Annotated in this window: 13 protein-coding genes; 4 read left to right on the plus strand and 9 right to left on the minus strand. The window is 68.8% G+C overall.

Annotated elements, in window-relative coordinates; all coding sequences use genetic code 11:
- Positions 1–177: 177 nt before the first annotated feature.
- The 3 genes from ACFYT4_RS06700 to dnaB all read right to left on the minus strand — a co-directional run bounded on the left by ACFYT4_RS06700 (position 178) and on the right by dnaB (position 4082).
- Positions 178–1473 carry an MFS transporter gene (locus tag ACFYT4_RS06700; RefSeq protein ID WP_389266264.1) on the minus strand — a complete coding sequence of 432 codons (1296 nt, stop codon included), beginning with the start codon at positions 1471–1473 and terminating at the stop codon, positions 178–180.
- A 383-nt stretch (positions 1474–1856) separates the two neighbouring features.
- On the minus strand, positions 1857–2381 hold the full coding sequence (locus tag ACFYT4_RS06705) for a hypothetical protein (protein WP_389265958.1): 525 nt from the start codon (positions 2379–2381) through the stop codon (positions 1857–1859).
- 234 nt (positions 2382–2615) lie between these two features.
- Positions 2616–4082: a replicative DNA helicase gene (dnaB, locus tag ACFYT4_RS06710; RefSeq protein WP_389266266.1), complete on the minus strand. Its 1467-nt coding sequence runs from the start codon at positions 4080–4082 to the stop codon at positions 2616–2618.
- A 443-nt stretch (positions 4083–4525) separates the two neighbouring features.
- Between dnaB and ACFYT4_RS06715 the strand changes: the two genes are divergently transcribed.
- On the plus strand, positions 4526–5863 hold the full coding sequence (locus ACFYT4_RS06715) for an MATE family efflux transporter (protein WP_389265960.1): 1338 nt from the start codon (positions 4526–4528) through the stop codon (positions 5861–5863).
- A 143-nt stretch (positions 5864–6006) separates the two neighbouring features.
- Here ACFYT4_RS06715 and rplI read toward each other — a convergent pair whose 3' ends face one another.
- From rplI to rpsF, 4 genes are all read right to left on the minus strand, one after another.
- Positions 6007–6453 carry a 50S ribosomal protein L9 gene (gene rplI, locus ACFYT4_RS06720; protein ID WP_389265961.1) on the minus strand — a complete coding sequence of 149 codons (447 nt, stop codon included), beginning with the start codon at positions 6451–6453 and terminating at the stop codon, positions 6007–6009.
- 18 nt (positions 6454–6471) lie between these two features.
- Positions 6472–6708 carry a 30S ribosomal protein S18 gene (gene rpsR / locus ACFYT4_RS06725; protein WP_003956534.1) on the minus strand — a complete coding sequence of 79 codons (237 nt, stop codon included), beginning with the start codon at positions 6706–6708 and terminating at the stop codon, positions 6472–6474.
- Between the two features lie 66 nt (positions 6709–6774).
- Positions 6775–7368, minus strand: coding sequence for a single-stranded DNA-binding protein (locus ACFYT4_RS06730; protein ID WP_389265963.1), 594 nt, complete (start codon positions 7366–7368; stop codon positions 6775–6777).
- 74 nt (positions 7369–7442) lie between these two features.
- On the minus strand, positions 7443–7733 hold the full coding sequence (rpsF, locus tag ACFYT4_RS06735) for a 30S ribosomal protein S6 (RefSeq protein ID WP_004950685.1): 291 nt from the start codon (positions 7731–7733) through the stop codon (positions 7443–7445).
- 272 nt (positions 7734–8005) lie between these two features.
- Here rpsF and ACFYT4_RS06740 point away from each other — a divergent pair, with 272 nt between their 5' ends.
- From ACFYT4_RS06740 to ACFYT4_RS06750, 3 genes are all read left to right on the plus strand, one after another.
- Positions 8006–8314: a hypothetical protein gene (locus ACFYT4_RS06740; protein ID WP_389265965.1), complete on the plus strand. Its 309-nt coding sequence runs from the start codon at positions 8006–8008 to the stop codon at positions 8312–8314.
- 131 nt (positions 8315–8445) lie between these two features.
- Complete coding sequence (locus ACFYT4_RS06745) at positions 8446–9564, plus strand: lipid II:glycine glycyltransferase FemX (RefSeq protein WP_389265966.1); 1119 nt, start codon at positions 8446–8448, stop codon at positions 9562–9564.
- Positions 9565–9685: 121 nt separating this feature from the next.
- Entirely contained in the window at positions 9686–10717 is a 1032-nt protein-coding gene (locus ACFYT4_RS06750; RefSeq protein WP_389265967.1) for an alanine racemase, read from the plus strand.
- Positions 10718–10859: 142 nt separating this feature from the next.
- On the opposite strand, the gene ACFYT4_RS06755 is transcribed toward ACFYT4_RS06750, so the two are convergent.
- Complete coding sequence (locus ACFYT4_RS06755; RefSeq protein ID WP_389265968.1) at positions 10860–12344, minus strand: glycosyltransferase family 87 protein; 1485 nt, start codon at positions 12342–12344, stop codon at positions 10860–10862.
- Positions 12345–12478: 134 nt separating this feature from the next.
- Positions 12479–15244 (minus strand): transglycosylase domain-containing protein, encoded by a 2766-nt coding sequence (locus ACFYT4_RS06760; RefSeq protein WP_389265970.1) that lies wholly within the window; start codon positions 15242–15244, stop codon positions 12479–12481.
- Positions 15245–15281 lie beyond the last annotated feature (37 nt).

Below are 15281 nucleotides of genomic sequence, written 5' to 3' on the forward strand. Positions count from 1 at the left end.
CACGCGCGGGAGGCAGGTCAACGCGCGAGGTACGGATCCTCACCAGCAGGCCGGGCCGACGTGGTGACCGGTCGGGCTGACCGGTCGGGCCCGTTCACGGCGCCGGGTTCGAGGAGGCCGGGGTTGGGGCCGGGAGCCGCCGCTCGGGCCGGGCCGGGTCGCCACACCGGCGCGCGGTCATTTCCCGGCGCGGACGCGGACGGCGTACAGGGCGGCCACGGCGCACGGAACCAGCAGGAGCCCGAAGGCGGCGCCGTAGCCTGCGGGGTCGCCGGAACCGAGGGCCAGGAAGGCGTTGAAGACGGCGGAGGCGGCACCCAGCACGGACACCTGGCCCAGGTTCTGGCTGGTCTGCATCGCGCTGCTGGCATATCCCTGACGGCCCGGTGGGCTGTGGGAGAGCGACAGCACCGTGAGAGAAGGGGCGAACAGCCCCATACCGACGGCGGCGACGACCATGGCCGACGCGGCGACAAACGCGGGCACCGGCGGAAACGTCCCGGCGATCGCGATCGTGACCGCCCCCGCCAGCACCAGGGCGCCGGTCACGACCAGACGGTGGCGGGACCAGTGCTCCAGCAGATGGCCCTGTACCCAGGAGGAAGCCGCCCAGGCCACGGCGGCACCCGTGAAGGCCAGCCCGATCCCCACCGGGGGTACATCCCGCTCGGTGACCAGCAGCAGGGGTACGTATGCCTCCAGTGTGAAGAACACTCCGGACCCCAGACCGCACAGCAGCACCGTGGCGGGCAGGCCGCGCACCGCACGCCAGGTGCCCGGCGGCAGCAGCCGGGGCGCGAACACCACCAGCAGGGAGAGCCCTCCGGCCGTGAACAACAGATGGCGGGGGTCCCAGCCCGAAACGCCGTACTGCCCGAGGGCCGCGCCCAGGCTCACCGCCGTCGCGACCAGAAGCGCGGGGCGCGAGGCCGTTTCCCCGGACGGCGCGGGCGTGGCGGACCAGGACCTGCTCCGCAGCAGAGCCACGACCACCAGCGCCGGCAGCAGGGTCAGCGCGGCCAGGCCGTAGAACACCGCGCGCCAGGTCCACCACTCGGCCACCAGCCCCGCCAGGGGCGGTCCGACCAGTGACGGAACGATCCAGCAGGTGCTCATCAGCGCCAGGGCACGGGGACGCACATGGCCGGGGTAGGTCTGGCCGATGGCGGTGTTGATCGCCACCGCGACCATCCCGGCCGCCAGCCCGTCCAGGAAGCGCCCGGCCGCCAGCTGCCAGACCGAGGTACTGGCCCCCGAGACCAGCAGGGTCACCACCGCCAGCACCATGCCCGCCGCCAGCGGACGGTGTGCGCCGGCCCGGTCCGCCCAGTGACCTCCCAGTACTCCGCCGAGCAGACTCGCGGCCACGAAGCAGCCCGCGACGAGCGGGTAGAGCGACACCCCGTCGAGCGCCCGCGCGGCGGTCGGAAGGGTTGGCACCACGGCGAGCGCGGCAAGCCCGGTCAGGAACATCACCACGGCAAAAATGGAGGTGGCGGCCGCGTACTTCCGCGAGAACAGTCCCTCGGTGGGCCCGCGCCGCCCCGGCGTACGATCAGCCGCCGTCCCCGCTTCGGTGCCGGCCCCGGCCGGCTCTCCGGACGGCGCGGTCGAACCACTCGGAGAGCGCGTCGGGTCATCGGTCACAAGCACCCAAGTTATGTGGGCCATACATTCGACTGCTACTCGTTTTTGCCCGCCCCCGCCGGGACCGATCCGGCGTCCGGAGACGGTGCACACGGGGGTCGAACCCGTCGCCGGGAGGCCCGGACAGGAGTCGGGAGACCCGGCGGGAACGGCGACGGCGCGGGACGTGGGAGATCAGCCGTCGGCGGCCCCCCGGCGTCCGGGGCCGGTCAGCCCGTGATCAGCGGATCGTAGGGCTCGTTCTCCGGTGTGAAGACGAGGATGAAGTCCTTGCCCGCGCCGGTGGCGACCTCGCGCAGGCGGACCAGGGCATCGGCCTCGGCCGGAAGGTCGAGACCGAGAGCGGCCGCCGCGCGGTCCCGCCGGGCCACCAGGTCGGACATGTCCTCCAGGTACTCGGCAGCGAGCTCGCGGCTCTCCTCCGCGGTGAACGCCTGACAGTCGCGCCACCACGGGACCACCAGCAGGAGCCGCAGAAGCTCGGGCAGGCCGATGGCGACCAGGGCCGCGCCGCCTTCGGAGTCCGCGTACAGGACGGGGCGTTCCTCACCGCCGTCGCCACAGAAGAAGTACGTGCCTCCGGCTCCGTCGCCCGCGAAGCCTTCCAGCGCCGCGCCCGAGGCGAGGTGGACGTCCTCGCCGTGGTCGCCGCGTTCCAGTTCGAAGTCCCCCGGCCAGGCGAGATAGCGGGCGGCGTCGTGGTGCTCGCGAACGGCGGCGATGAGGGATGGCATGGGCCGCACCCTAACGACCGGGATCGGCAGGACAGGCGGTTACCCGATCAGGCACCGGCGGAGCGGCTGTTCCGGCAGCTGGGCTTCGATCCCGCCCAGGACGATCTCCAGGCCCCCCGACCAGAAAGAGTGAGTGCACTGAACAGCAAGCCTCAGGGCCGCTGCACACGTGTTACTGACGTGCAGTCAGCTAGAAGACTGCGCCAGGAAATCTGAGACCCAATCGCCCCGGGGTCAGGTCTGCGCCATGTCCACGAAGCGGGAGTAGTGGCCCTGGAACGCCACCGTGATCGTCGCCGTCGGGCCGTTACGGTGCTTGGCGACGATCAGGTCGGCCTCGCCCGCGCGTGGGGACTCCTTCTCGTACGCGTCCTCCCGGTGCAGGAGGATCACCATGTCCGCGTCCTGCTCGATGGAGCCCGATTCACGCAGGTCGGAGACCATGGGCTTCTTGTCGGTACGCTGCTCGGGGCCACGGTTCAGCTGGGAGAGCGCGATCACCGGGACCTCCAGCTCCTTCGCCAGCAGCTTGAGGTTCCGGGACATGTCCGAGACCTCCTGCTGGCGGCTCTCGGCGCGCTTGGAGCCGCCGGACTGCATCAGCTGGAGATAGTCGATGACGACGAGCTTCAGATTGTTGCGCTGCTTCAGGCGCCGGCACTTCGCCCGGATCTCCATCATCGAGAGGTTCGGGGAGTCGTCGATGTAGAGCGGGGCCTGGGAGACGTCGGGCATCCGGCGGGCCAGCCGGGTCCAGTCGTCGTCCGTCATCGTGCCGGAGCGCATATGGTGCAGCGCCACCCGGGCCTCCGCGGACAGCAGGCGCATCGCGATCTCGTTGCGCCCCATTTCGAGGGAGAAGATCACGCTCGGCAGATTGTTCTTGATCGAGCACGCGCGGGCGAAGTCCAGCGCCAGGGTGGACTTGCCCATCGCGGGACGGGCGGCGATGACGATCATCTGGCCGGGATGCAGGCCGTTCGTCAGCGAGTCGAAGTCCGTGAAACCGGTGGGGACGCCCGTCATCTCACCGCTGCGGGAGCCGATCGCCTCGATCTCGTCGAGCGCGCCCTCCATGATCTCACCGAGGGGCAGATAGTCCTCGCTGGTGCGCTGCTCGGTGACGGCGTAGATCTCGGCCTGGGCGGAGTTCACGATCTCGTCGACATCGCCGTCGGCCGCGTATCCCATCTGTGTGATCTTGGTGCCGGCTTCCACCAGTCGCCGGAGCACGGCCCGCTCGTGGACGATCTCCGCGTAGTACGAGGCGTTGGCCGCGGTCGGCACCGACTGGACCAGGGTGTGGAGATACGGCGCGCCGCCGACACGGGTGATCTCGCCGCGCTTGACCAGCTCCGCCGCGACGGTGATGGGGTCGGCGGGCTCCCCCTTGGCGTAGAGGTCGAGGATCGCGGTGTACACGGTCTCGTGCGCGGGCCGGTAGAAGTCATGGCCCTTGATGATCTCCACGACGTCGGCGATCGCGTCCTTGGAGAGCAGCATGCCGCCGAGGACCGACTGCTCCGCGTCCAGGTCCTGGGGCGGGACCCGCTCGAACCCTGGGGAGCTGCCGTCCCAACCGCCGGTGTCCCTGCCGCGCTCGTGCTGGTCCTCACGGCCGCCGCGGGTGTCGTTACGGCGCGGTCGGGAGACGGGCAGACGGTCGCCGGGACCGCTGTCGGCCGCCCACGGGTCGTCCAAGGGCTCGGAAATGCTCACCCGGGCCACCTCCTCCCGTCCGCGCAGCGGACCTCGCCGTGCCCCCTCTTTCTACGGCACAGCACTGACAAATCGACTGGCCCGGCTCCGCTTCCGGCGCGTCGGGCGACGGTCCACGGTAGGCCGCTCTCCACCGTCAGCCAATCTGGTTATCCACAGGCCATGTGGATGAGCGATCAGATGCTGTGGAGAACCCCTCGGAACCTGTGTACGGACCGGGGGACAGCACTGTGGACAAAGTCGCGATCTGCGCGCCTCACCCCCTTTGACCTGGCCCTTTTCCATCCACTGGCTGTGGGGGAGAAAAAGTTTCCCAACCGGACCAAGATCAGAACAAACGGCCCACCCCGAAGCCTTCAACCTGGACGCTCGTAAGGATCCAATGACACTTGCATCTATTACCTGTGGAAGATTACATTGAGGCGATGACCCAGGCCCCCGTGACGCCGAAGGCACTGCGGCGACGCCATGACCGGGAGATCGTCGCCCTCGCCGTCCCCGCCTTCGGCGCCCTCGTCGCCGAGCCTCTTTTTGTGATCGTCGACAGCGCGATCGTCGGCCATCTCGGCACCCCGCAACTCGCCGGGCTCGGCGTCGCGGCGGCCCTTCTGTTGACCGCCGTGAGTGTCTTCGTGTTCCTCGCCTACGCCACCACGGCCGCCGTGGCACGCCGCGTCGGCGCGGGCGATCTCTCCGGAGCCATCCGCCAGGGCATGGACGGTATCTGGCTGGCCCTGATCCTCGGCACGGCGGTCGTCGCCGTCACTCTCCCGGGCGCACCCTGGGTCGTCGATGTCTTCGGGGCCTCCGACACGGCCACCCCGTACGCCGTCACCTACCTCCGGATCTCCAGCCTCGGCATACCCGCGATGCTCATCGTGTTCGCCGCCACCGGTGTCCTGCGCGGCCTCCAGGACACCCGCACCCCGTTGTATGTCGCCCTCGGCGGTTTCACCGCCAACGCCGTCCTGAATGCGGGCCTCGTCTACGGCGCCGGATTCGGCATCGCCGGATCCGCCTGGGGCACCGTCATCGCGCAGTTCGGCATGGCCGCCGCCTATCTCGTCGTGGTGATCCGGGGAGCCCGTCGCCACAAGGCATCACTGCGGCCCGATGCCGCCGGGATACGGGCCAGCGCCCAGGCCGGCGTTCCCCTCCTGATCCGCACACTGTCAATCCGGGCCATACTGCTGATCGCGACCGCCGTCGCCGCGCGCCTCGGGGACGCCGAGATCGCCGCGCATCAGATCGTTCTCTCCCTCTGGAATCTGATGGCCTTCGCGCTCGACGCCATAGCCATCGCGGGCCAGGCAATCATCGGCCGCTATCTGGGGGCCGGGGACGCCGAGGGGGCACGGCAGGCCTGCCGGCGCATGGTGCAGTGGGGTATCGCCTCGGGAGTCGCCCTCGGCCTGCTGCTGGTGATCTCCCGCCCGCTCTTCGTTCCCCTGTTCAGCAGTGACCCGACAGTGCATGACACCCTGCTTCCCGCGCTGCTGGTGGTCGCGCTGACCCAGCCCGTCGCCGGAGTGGTCTTTGTGCTCGACGGAGTCCTCATGGGGGCGGGGGACGGCCCCTATCTCGCCAGGGCGATGCTGGTGACCCTGGCGGTCTTCGCCCCCGTCGCCCTGCTTGTCCCCACTCTCGGCGGCGGTCTGACCGCCCTGTGGTGGGCCATGGCCCTGATGATGACCATCCGCTTGGCGACGCTATGGCTGCGGACCGGCTCCGGCCGCTGGATCGTCACCGGGGCGACACGCTGACCGGGGAGCCGCCATTCGTATGCCGATGTTTCACGTGAAACATCGGCATACAGGATGTCACCCGGACACCACAGAAGGGCCGCACCCATCAGGATGCAGCCCTTCTGCAATTCAGTCGTACCCAGCTCAGCCGTGCGCAGCACTCAGGCCGCGACGACCTCGACGCCGAGCTTCGCGGCAACCTCGGGGTGCAGCCGCACGGACACCTGGTGCGAGCCCAGGGTCTTGATCGGCGAACCGAGCTCGACACGACGCTTGTCGACGTCCGGGCCACCCGCGGTCTTGATCGCCGAGGCGATGTCGGCCGGGGTGACGGAGCCGAAGAGACGGCCGGCGTCGCCGGAGCGTACAGCCAGACGCACCTTCACGGCCTCAAGCTTGGCCTTGACCTCATTGGCCTGCTCGATGGTCGCGATCTCGTGGATCTTGCGGGCGCGGCGGATCTGCGCCACGTCCTTCTCGCCGCCCTTGGTCCAGCGGATCGCAAAACCGCGCGGGACCAGGTAGTTGCGGGCGTAACCGTCCTTGACGTCGACGACATCGCCGGCGGCACCGAGGCCAGTGACCTCCTGGGTGAGGATGATCTTCATGATTCGGTCACCCTTCCCTTAGCGCGCGGTGGACGTGTAGGGCAGCAGCGCCATCTCACGGCTGTTCTTGACGGCCGTGGCGACGTCACGCTGGTGCTGCGTGCAGTTGCCGGTCACGCGGCGGGCACGGATCTTGCCGCGGTCGGAAATGAACTTCCGCAGCATGTTCGTGTCCTTGTAGTCCACGTAAACGGTCTTGTCCTTGCAGAATGCGCAGACCTTCTTCTTCGGCTTGCGCACAGGCGGCTTCGCCATGTGATTCTCCTGTGTGATCAAGAAGTGGGGGTACGAACGCCCCGGGGAGACCCCTGTGAAGGCTCCCTAGAAGGGGGGCTCGTCCGAGTAGCCGCCGCCGGAACCGCCGGAGTTTCCACCCCAGCCGCCTCCGCCGCTGCCCTGCTGCTGACCGCCGGAAGGCGCGCTGGTGGCCCACGGGTCGTCGGCGGGTGCACCGCCGCCGCCCTGCTGCTGGCCACCGCTGGGACCGCCGCCCCAGCCGCCTCCGCCGCCCTGCTGCTGGCCACCGCCGTAGCCGCCCTGGCCACCGCGGCCGGTGGTCTTGGTGACCTTGGCCGTGGCGTTCTTGAGGCTGGGGCCGACTTCCTCGACATCCAGCTCGTAGACCGTGCGCTTGACGCCCTCGCGGTCCTCGTAGGACCGCTGCTTCAGACGCCCCTGCACGACGACACGCATGCCGCGCTGGAGGGACTCGGCGACATTCTCCGCCGCCTGACGCCAGACCGAGCAGGTCAGGAAGAGGCTCTCGCCGTCCTTCCACTCATTGGTCTGACGGTCGAAGGTGCGGGGAGTGGACGCGACGCGGAACTTCGCGACCGCCGCACCGGACGGGGTGAAGCGCAGCTCGGGGTCGTCGACGAGATTGCCGACGACCGTGATGACGGTCTCGCCTGCCATGGGTGAACCTCTCGGCGGGGATTGCTTCTGGCTGCTTTATTGCTACTCGGACCCGATGACTCTGAGCTGGACGCTCAGTGGGTCTCGGGACGGAGGACCTTGGTCCGGAGGACCGACTCGTTCAGGTTCATCTGCCGGTCGAGCTCCTTGACGACCGCAGGCTCGGCCTGCAGGTCGATGACCGAGTAGATGCCCTCGGGCTTCTTCTTGATCTCGTAAGCGAGACGACGACGGCCCCAGGTGTCGACCTTCTCCACCTTTCCGTTGCCCTCACGGACGACGGAGAGGAAGTTCTCGATCAGCGGGGAGACAGCGCGCTCCTCGAGATCGGGGTCGAGGATGACCATCACCTCGTAGTGACGCATGTGGAACCCACCTCCTTTGGACTCAGCGGCCACGGTCGTTCCGTGGCAGGAGGGTCGTGATGCGTTGCTGCAACTGTGTCCGAGTAAATCAGGCCCCACTGACAATCGCGGGGGATCGGCTTCTGGCCTGGGCAGACACCGGTGCAGACCGTACAGAGTACCCGCAGACGTGCGTCCGGTTGAAATCCGGCGGCGGACGGGCACAATCTGTACACATCGGGTGCGCGCGGCACTACTATGCGCCGCGCTCCGGCTACGCCAGGAGGTGCCGCATGGCACAGGCAGCGCGACGTCAGGTATCCCTCTTCGCCACCGACGGCAAGCCCCACCCTCTCCAGGACACGCTGGTAGCGGTGACCCTGGTGCTCGGTGTCCTCTCCTTCGCGTCGGCGTTGTTCCACAACCTGCATCTGCTCAGCTCGTGGTCGGGGCTCGTGGGAATCCTCACGGGGGCCTACGGACAATTCATCTCCGCGACGACCCGTGAGCGGTTTCTGCTGATCCTGGGGCTCGGCCTGTCCTCCGCGGGATTCTTCCTCGGCATGGCCTACGGAGGTCTCTTCGGCGGGCTCATCGGCTGACCCGGATTCGAACGCGGCCAGTCAAGGCGGTTCGAAGGCGACCATTCGGGGCGCTCCCCCAGCGCAGTAGGCTTCGGCGCGAGAGCCGGAGCCCCTGACCATGGGGACACACCTGCCGAGGAGCGCCCCGCATGAGCCTGACCCTGAGGACCATCAGCCGAGAGCAGCATCTGGCGTACATCCGGTCCCTGCCGTCGGCAAGTCACTGCCAGGTCCCGGCATGGGCTGATGTGAAGACCGAATGGCGCTCGGAGAATCTGGGCTGGTTCGACAAGCACGGCGAACTCGTCGGCGTGGGCCTGGTGCTGTACCGCCAGCTGCCCAAGATCAAGCGGTATCTCGCGTATCTGCCCGAGGGCCCGGTCATCAACTGGTACGCGCCGAACCTGGACGACTGGCTCCAGCCGATGCTGAACCACCTCAAGCAGCAGGGCGCCTTCTCCGTGAAGATGGGCCCGCCGGTTGTCATCCGCCGCTGGGACGCGCCCGCCATCAAGGCCGGCATCCAGGACCCGGACGTCAAGAGGCTGCGGGACGTCGAGGCCACGCACATCGAACCGCGCGCCTTCGAAGTGGCGGACCGGCTGCGGAAGATGGGGTGGCAGCAGGGCGAGGACGGCGGGGCCGGCTTCGGCGACGTCCAGCCGCGGTACGTGTACCAGGTGCCGCTGGCGAACCGCTCGCTCGACGATGTCCTCAAGGGCTTCAACCAGCTGTGGCGCCGCAACATCAAGAAGGCCGAGAAAGCGGGCGTCGAGGTCGTCCAGGGCGGCTTCCAGGATCTCCAGGAATGGCAGCGGCTCTACGAGATCACCGCCGTGCGCGACCATTTCCGGCCACGCCCGCTCTCGTACTTCGAGCGGATGTGGCAGGTGCTGAACGCCGAGGACAGCAACCGGATGAGGCTGTATTTCGCCCGGCACAACGGGGTGAACCTCTCCGCGGCGACGATGCTCGTCGTCGGCGGGCACGTCTGGTACTCCTACGGCGCCTCCGACAACATCGGACGCGAGGTCCGGCCCTCGAACGCGATGCAGTGGCGGATGCTCCGCGATGCGTACGCCATGGGCGCGACCGTCTACGACCTGCGGGGAATCAGTGACTCCCTCGACGAGACCGACCATCTCTTCGGCCTCATCCAGTTCAAGGTCGGGACGGGCGGCGAGGCCGTCGAGTACGTCGGCGAATGGGACTTCCCGCTCAACAAACTGCTGCACAAGGCGCTCGACATCTATATGTCGCGCCGCTGACGCGAGCCGTGCCGCCGATGGCCGACGCGCCGCTGACGCTGCCGACGCCCACGCCGTAACCTCGTAGATCTCGTTCATACCTCTGATACACCGCAGCCACCAGAAAGGTTCCGGGCCGGCCATGGCGCTCTCCCTGTACGTCGACACCACTCGCTGGCGGGCGCACCAGAAGTCCGTGATCGACCAGTTCCCCGGCCTGGTGCCGGTCTGCAAGGGAAACGGCTACGGCTTCGGTCATGAGCGGCTCGCGGAGGAGGCGTCCCGCTTCGGCTCCGACACGCTGGCCGTCGGCACCACGTACGAAGCGGCCCGGATCAAGGACTGGTTCAGCGGCGATCTGCTCGTCCTCACCCCCTTCCGCCGGGGGGAGGAGCCCGTCCCGCTGCCCGACCGGGTCATCCGTTCGGTCTCCTCGGTCGACGGCGTGCACGCCCTGGTGGGCGCCCGTGTCGTCATCGAGTGCATGAGCTCCATGAAGCGCCACGGGGTGTCCGAGCAGGACCTGGGCCAGCTCGCCTCGGCCATAGAGGATGTACGGCTGGAGGGCTTCGCCCTTCATCTGCCCCTCGACCGTACCGACGGCTCCGACGCGGTCGAGGAGGTCATCGGCTGGATGGACCGGCTGCGGGCCGCCCGGCTGCCGCTGCACACCATGTTCGTCAGCCATCTGCCCGCCCGGGACCTGGCCCGGCTGCGCCAGCAGTTCCCGCAGACCCGCTTCCGCGCCCGGATCGGCACCCGGCTGTGGCTCGGCGACCACGACTCGACCGAGTACCGCGGCTCGGTCCTCGATGTCACCCGGGTCTCCAAGGGCGACCGCTTCGGCTACCGCCAGCAGAAGGCCGCGTCCGACGGCTGGCTGGTCGTCGTCGCCGGCGGGACGTCCCACGGCGTCGGGCTGGAGGCCCCGAAGGCACTTCACGGAGTGATGCCCCGCGCCAAGGGCGTCGCCCGCGCCGGGCTGGCGACGGTCAACCGCAACCTCTCGCCGTTCGTCTGGGCGGGCAAGCAGCGCTGGTTCGCCGAACCCCCGCACATGCAGGTCTCCATCCTGTTCGTGCCCTCGGACGCGCAGGAGCCCAAGGTCGGCGACGAACTGGTGGCGCATCTCCGTCACACCACGACCCAGTTCGACCGGCTGGTGGACCGCTAGTGACCTGAGTCAGCGATTCGGTGGCGGTAGGAAGCCCCGCACCGGGCGGGGCGCCGGGGGCCGGGGCACTCGGACCGCCCGGCACCGGGCGGGGCATCCGTGGCCGGGCAGGGTCCGGCCCGGCGGAGGGCCGCCGCCCGGCTCAGGGCGCCCGGCCCCAGTCCACCCTCGGCCCCTCCGTCCCGGGCGCCGCATACCGCTGCGGGCGGGCGTACGGACCCACGGCGAAGACGTCCTCGGCCCGGTCGAGCACCCCGCCCGAGGGGTCGTCCGAGCCGTCCTGCCGTACGCCGTCCCGCTCGGGCATCAGGATGTCGCGTACCACCACCGCGCACAGATACAGCGTCCCCAGCAGATGCACCGCGATCGCCACCTGGTAGCCCTCGGGCGGCAGCCCCTGGTGCTTGGGACTCATGGTGTACGCGAGATACATCCAGATCCCGAGGAAGTAGACGACCTCGCACGCCTGCCAGATCAGGAAGTCGCGCCACCGCGGCCGGGCCAGCGCGGCCAGCGGAACGAGCCACAGTACGTACTGCGGTGAGTAGACCTTGTTGGTGAGGATGAACGCGGCGACCACCAGGAAGGCGAGCTGGGCGAAGCGGGGCCTGCGGGGCGCCCCCAGCGCCAGCGCCGCGATCCCCGCGCAGGCCAGAAGCATCAGCAGGGTGGCATAGGTGTTCACCCGGCCGACGTCGATCTGCTCGCCGGTGCGCTGGGTGATGATCAGCCAGAAGGAACCGAAGTCGATCTGCCGCTCCTGGCTGAAGGTGTAGAACTTCTTCCACCCCTCGGGCGCCATCACCATCACCGGGAGATTCACCACGAGCCAGGCTCCCGCGGCCGCCAGCGCCGCGGTGGCGAACTCCCGCCACTTCCCCGCCCGCCAGCACAGCAGGAGGAGCGGGCCGAGCAGCAGGACGGGGTAGAGCTTGGCGGCCGTCGCCAGTCCGATGAGGACACCGAAGGCCCCCGCCCGGCCGCGGGACCACATCAGCATCGCGGCGGCGGTGAGCGCCACGGCCAGCAGGTCCCAGTTGATCGTGGCCGTCAGGACGAAGGCGGGTGCCAGCGCCACCAGCAGCGCGTCCCAGGGGCGGCGGCGGTGGGTGCGCGCGACACAGACGGCGATGATCACGGCGCAGATCATCAGCATGCCCGCGTTGATCATCCAGTAGACCTGCTCCTGGTTCTGGAGGGAGCCGTCGGCCACGTTCAGCCATGAGGCGACCTGCATGAACAGGCCCGTCAGCACCGGGTACTCCAGATACTCCATGTCACCGGACAGCCGGTCGAAGTAGGGAATCCGGCCTTCCGAGAAGCCCCGCCCCAGAAAGAGATGCGGGATGTCGGAGTAGCAGGCGTGGGTGTACTGCGAGGTGGCGCCCCGGAACCAGGCCCAGTTGTAACAGGGCATCTTCTGCACCATGCCCAGCGCAAACATGCCGATCGCCACCAGTGCGACAACGCGTACCGGCGTGAGATAGCCGCCGCCCGTCCGCAGGGCCCAGCGTCCGGCCGGACCACCGATCAGCTCGCTGCCGGACGCAGCGACGGAGTCCCGCCGGGTGGGCCGTACATCAGGCCGGTCGTCCTGGTACACGCTCATCTCTTCTGCGCTGGGCATGGTGCTCATCCTGCCGTACCGGACGGGGTGCGCCGCGGGGGCCGACGCATCCGCGTACCCCGCTGTGCTTTGTGCACAGGCTGTACGCGCCGGATGCGCCGGCCCCCGTGTGGGTCGAGTCCTGGGCGGGGGCGTCAGCCCCCTGACCCACCGAAGAGGCCTCCGCGGCTGGGGCTTCCCCCGTTGTTGCCGCCCGGACTGCCGTTGCTGCCGCTCGGGCCCCCGTTGCTGCCGCCCGGACTGCCGTTGCTGCCGCCCGGACTGCCGTTGCTGCCGCCCGGACTGCCGTTGCTGCCGCTCGGGCCCCCGTTGCTGCCGCCCGGACTGCCGTTGCTGCCGTTGCCGCCGTCGGTGCCGCAGTTCCAGTCGATCCAGGGATCGCAGGACTCGCTCGCGTCGGGCGATTTGGTGCTCGGGGGAGGTGTGGACGTCTTCTTTGGGGGATCCTCCGGCGCCTCCGGCGTGGGCTTCTCCTGCGGGGGCGGGGGCGGGCTGGAGGCGCCACCGCCCCAGACGGCCTCACCGATCGGCTCCGGCTTCGGGAACCTCTTCACCGGCATGCCCTTGAGCGCCTCCGACATGTACGTCTGCCAGATCTCGGACGGGAACGACGAGCCGTGGATCTTCGGCTGGTTACCCGTTCCGAACATCTCCAGGAAGGTGCGGTTGGTGTTCTTCTCGTTGTCGTCGAGGCGGTACATGTCGATCGCGGTCGAGAGCTGCGGTGTGTAGCCCACGAACCAGGCCGACTTGTTTCCGTCGGTCGTACCGGTCTTGCCGGCGACGTCCCGGCCGCGGATCTGCGCGTTGTTGCCGGTGCCGTCGGGGTGCTCGACGACGTCCTTCAGCACGTCGGTCACATTGTTCGCCACGGCCGGCGTGAAGACCGCCACGGGGTCGGGCTGGTGCTCGTAGACCTTGCGGCCCTCCTTGTCGACCCGCCGGACCGAGTACGGATCGTTCTGCTGGCCCTCGGCCGCGAAGGTCCCGTACGAGCCGGCCATCCGGATGGCGCTGGGGGTGGAGATACCGATCGAGAACGACGGAACGTTCGACTTGTCGAGCGACTCCTTCAGCAGCCCCGCCTCGATGGCCGTGTTCCGCACCTCGGGGATGCCGATGTCCATGCCCAACTGCACGAAGGGGGAGTTCGCCGAGCGGATCATGGCCTCGCGCAGATTCATGTTGTCGTACGACCGGTCGTCGTCGTTGACCTGCAGCCACTCCTGGTCGTTCTCGTCCCGCCACACCGAGCCGTCATAGTTCTTGATCTTGAGCTTGTTCTTGCCGTTGTAGATGCTCTTGTCGGGGTCGACCTTGGTGCGCTCGTCGTCCCCCTGCTGCTCGCTGCCCTTGGGGTCGCGCACCCCGTGGGTCATCGCGGCGGCGAGCACGAAGGGCTTGAAGGTCGATCCGACCTGGGCACCCGTGTTGTTCGCGTTGTTGGTGAAGTGCTTGGTGGCGTCCGTACCGCCGTAGACGGCGACGATCTTCCCCGTCGCCGGCTCGACCGAGGCACCGCCGAACTGGACATGGGTGTCCGTCTTCGGGCGCTTCTCGGGGTCGATGTGCTTGTCGTAGATCTTCTTGATCGAGGCTTCGAGCTTCTCGACCTTCTTCTTGTTGAAGGTCGTGTGGATCTCGTAGCCGCCGAGCGCCAGATCGTCCGACGTGACCCGCCCGGTGCTGAGGATGCTGGACTTCGCGAGGTCCACCAGATAGCCGATCTGACCGCCGAGCTTGGCGCCCTTGACGACCGGCTTGGTCTTGGGGAGCTCGGTGAACCGGGCCCGCTCCGCCTCGTCGAGGTGCCCGTCCTTGACCATCTCGTTGAGCACCCAGGTCCAGCGTTTGGTCACCCGCTCCACATTGGCCTCCGGCGTCGCCGCCGGGTCGATGGCGACCGAGCCCGCCGGGTCGTAGTACGTCGCGCCCTTGAGCAGCGTGGTGAGGAAGGCGCACTGGCTGACGTCGAGGTCCTTGGCGTCCTTGCCGAAGTACGTACGGGCCGCGGCCTGGATCCCGTACGCGCCGCGCCCGTAGTACGACGTGTTCAGATAGCCGGCCATGATCTCCGACTTGTCGACATTGGTGCCGACCTTTATGGAGATGAACAGCTCTTTGAGCTTGCGGCTCGGGGTCTGCGACTGGTCACCGAGCACCGCGTTCTTCACATACTGCTGGGTGATCGTGGAGCCGCCCTGGGTCTGCCCGCCCTTGGCCATGTTCAGCAGGGCCCGGCTGATTCCCATGGGGTCGATGCCGGAGTCGGTCTCGAAGCTCTTGTTCTCGGCCGACTTGACGGCGTTCTGCATGTCCTGCGGGATCTTCTCGATCCCGATGTTCTGCCGGTTGATCTCACCACCGGTGGCGGCCATCTGGGTGCCGTCGTCCCAGTAGTAGACGTTGTTCTGCGCCTTGGCCGTCTTGTTGGGGTCGGGGATCCCCACCATCGCGTACGCGATCGTCGCGGCCCCCATCAGACTGCCGAGGAAGGCGAGTGACAGCCCGGTGACGAGCTTCCACGACGGCACCCAGCGGCGCCAGCCGTCCTTGTTGCGGCGCGGGTAGTCGATCAGCCGCTTCTTACCGGGCCGCCGCCCGCCATGGCCCGGGTCCTGAGAGGCTGCGCCGCCTCCTCTGCGGCCACCGCCCCGGCCACCCCGGCCGGAGCCCGTATCACCGTCCATACGGCGGCGGCCACCGCCGTGCTGGGCGGCGCGGCGGGCCTCCGCCCGCCCGCCGTGGGGGCGCTCCTCGCCGTGGGACACGGAGGCGGAGGCTGTACTGGTGCCCCGGGACGGGGCTGCGCGTCGGCCGGATGGCTGCTGGGCGGCGCGCCTGGCAGCCGCACGCCCGCCACCTTGCGGCTGCGGCGGTTTGCGACGGTGCTCGCTCATCGAACGATTACTCCTCGGGCAGGCGAGTCGCCTGGAA

The sequence above is a fragment of the Streptomyces sp. NPDC004609 genome (assembly GCF_042873655.1).
In the GTDB taxonomy this organism is placed as follows: domain Bacteria; phylum Actinomycetota; class Actinomycetes; order Streptomycetales; family Streptomycetaceae; genus Streptomyces.

Bases quoted from the DNA above. Each gene is read 5' to 3' on its own strand.
- ACFYT4_RS06700 (WP_389266264.1), bottom strand. From the start codon at position 1,473: ATGTTCCTGACCGGGCTTGCCGCGCTCGCCGTGGTGCCAACCCTTCCG.
- ACFYT4_RS06705 (WP_389265958.1), bottom strand. From the start codon at position 2,381: ATGCCATCCCTCATCGCCGCCGTTCGCGAGCACCACGACGCCGCCCGC.
- ACFYT4_RS06715 (WP_389265960.1), top strand. From the start codon at position 4,526: ATGACCCAGGCCCCCGTGACGCCGAAGGCACTGCGGCGACGCCATGAC.
- rplI (WP_389265961.1), bottom strand. From the start codon at position 6,453: ATGAAGATCATCCTCACCCAGGAGGTCACTGGCCTCGGTGCCGCCGGC.
- rpsR (WP_003956534.1), bottom strand. From the start codon at position 6,708: ATGGCGAAGCCGCCTGTGCGCAAGCCGAAGAAGAAGGTCTGCGCATTC.
- ACFYT4_RS06730 (WP_389265963.1), bottom strand. From the start codon at position 7,368: ATGGCAGGCGAGACCGTCATCACGGTCGTCGGCAATCTCGTCGACGAC.
- rpsF (WP_004950685.1), bottom strand. From the start codon at position 7,733: ATGCGTCACTACGAGGTGATGGTCATCCTCGACCCCGATCTCGAGGAG.
- ACFYT4_RS06740 (WP_389265965.1), top strand. From the start codon at position 8,006: ATGGCACAGGCAGCGCGACGTCAGGTATCCCTCTTCGCCACCGACGGC.
- ACFYT4_RS06745 (WP_389265966.1), top strand. From the start codon at position 8,446: ATGAGCCTGACCCTGAGGACCATCAGCCGAGAGCAGCATCTGGCGTAC.
- ACFYT4_RS06750 (WP_389265967.1), top strand. From the start codon at position 9,686: ATGGCGCTCTCCCTGTACGTCGACACCACTCGCTGGCGGGCGCACCAG.
- ACFYT4_RS06755 (WP_389265968.1), bottom strand. From the start codon at position 12,344: ATGCCCAGCGCAGAAGAGATGAGCGTGTACCAGGACGACCGGCCTGAT.
- ACFYT4_RS06760 (WP_389265970.1), bottom strand. From the start codon at position 15,244: ATGAGCGAGCACCGTCGCAAACCGCCGCAGCCGCAAGGTGGCGGGCGT.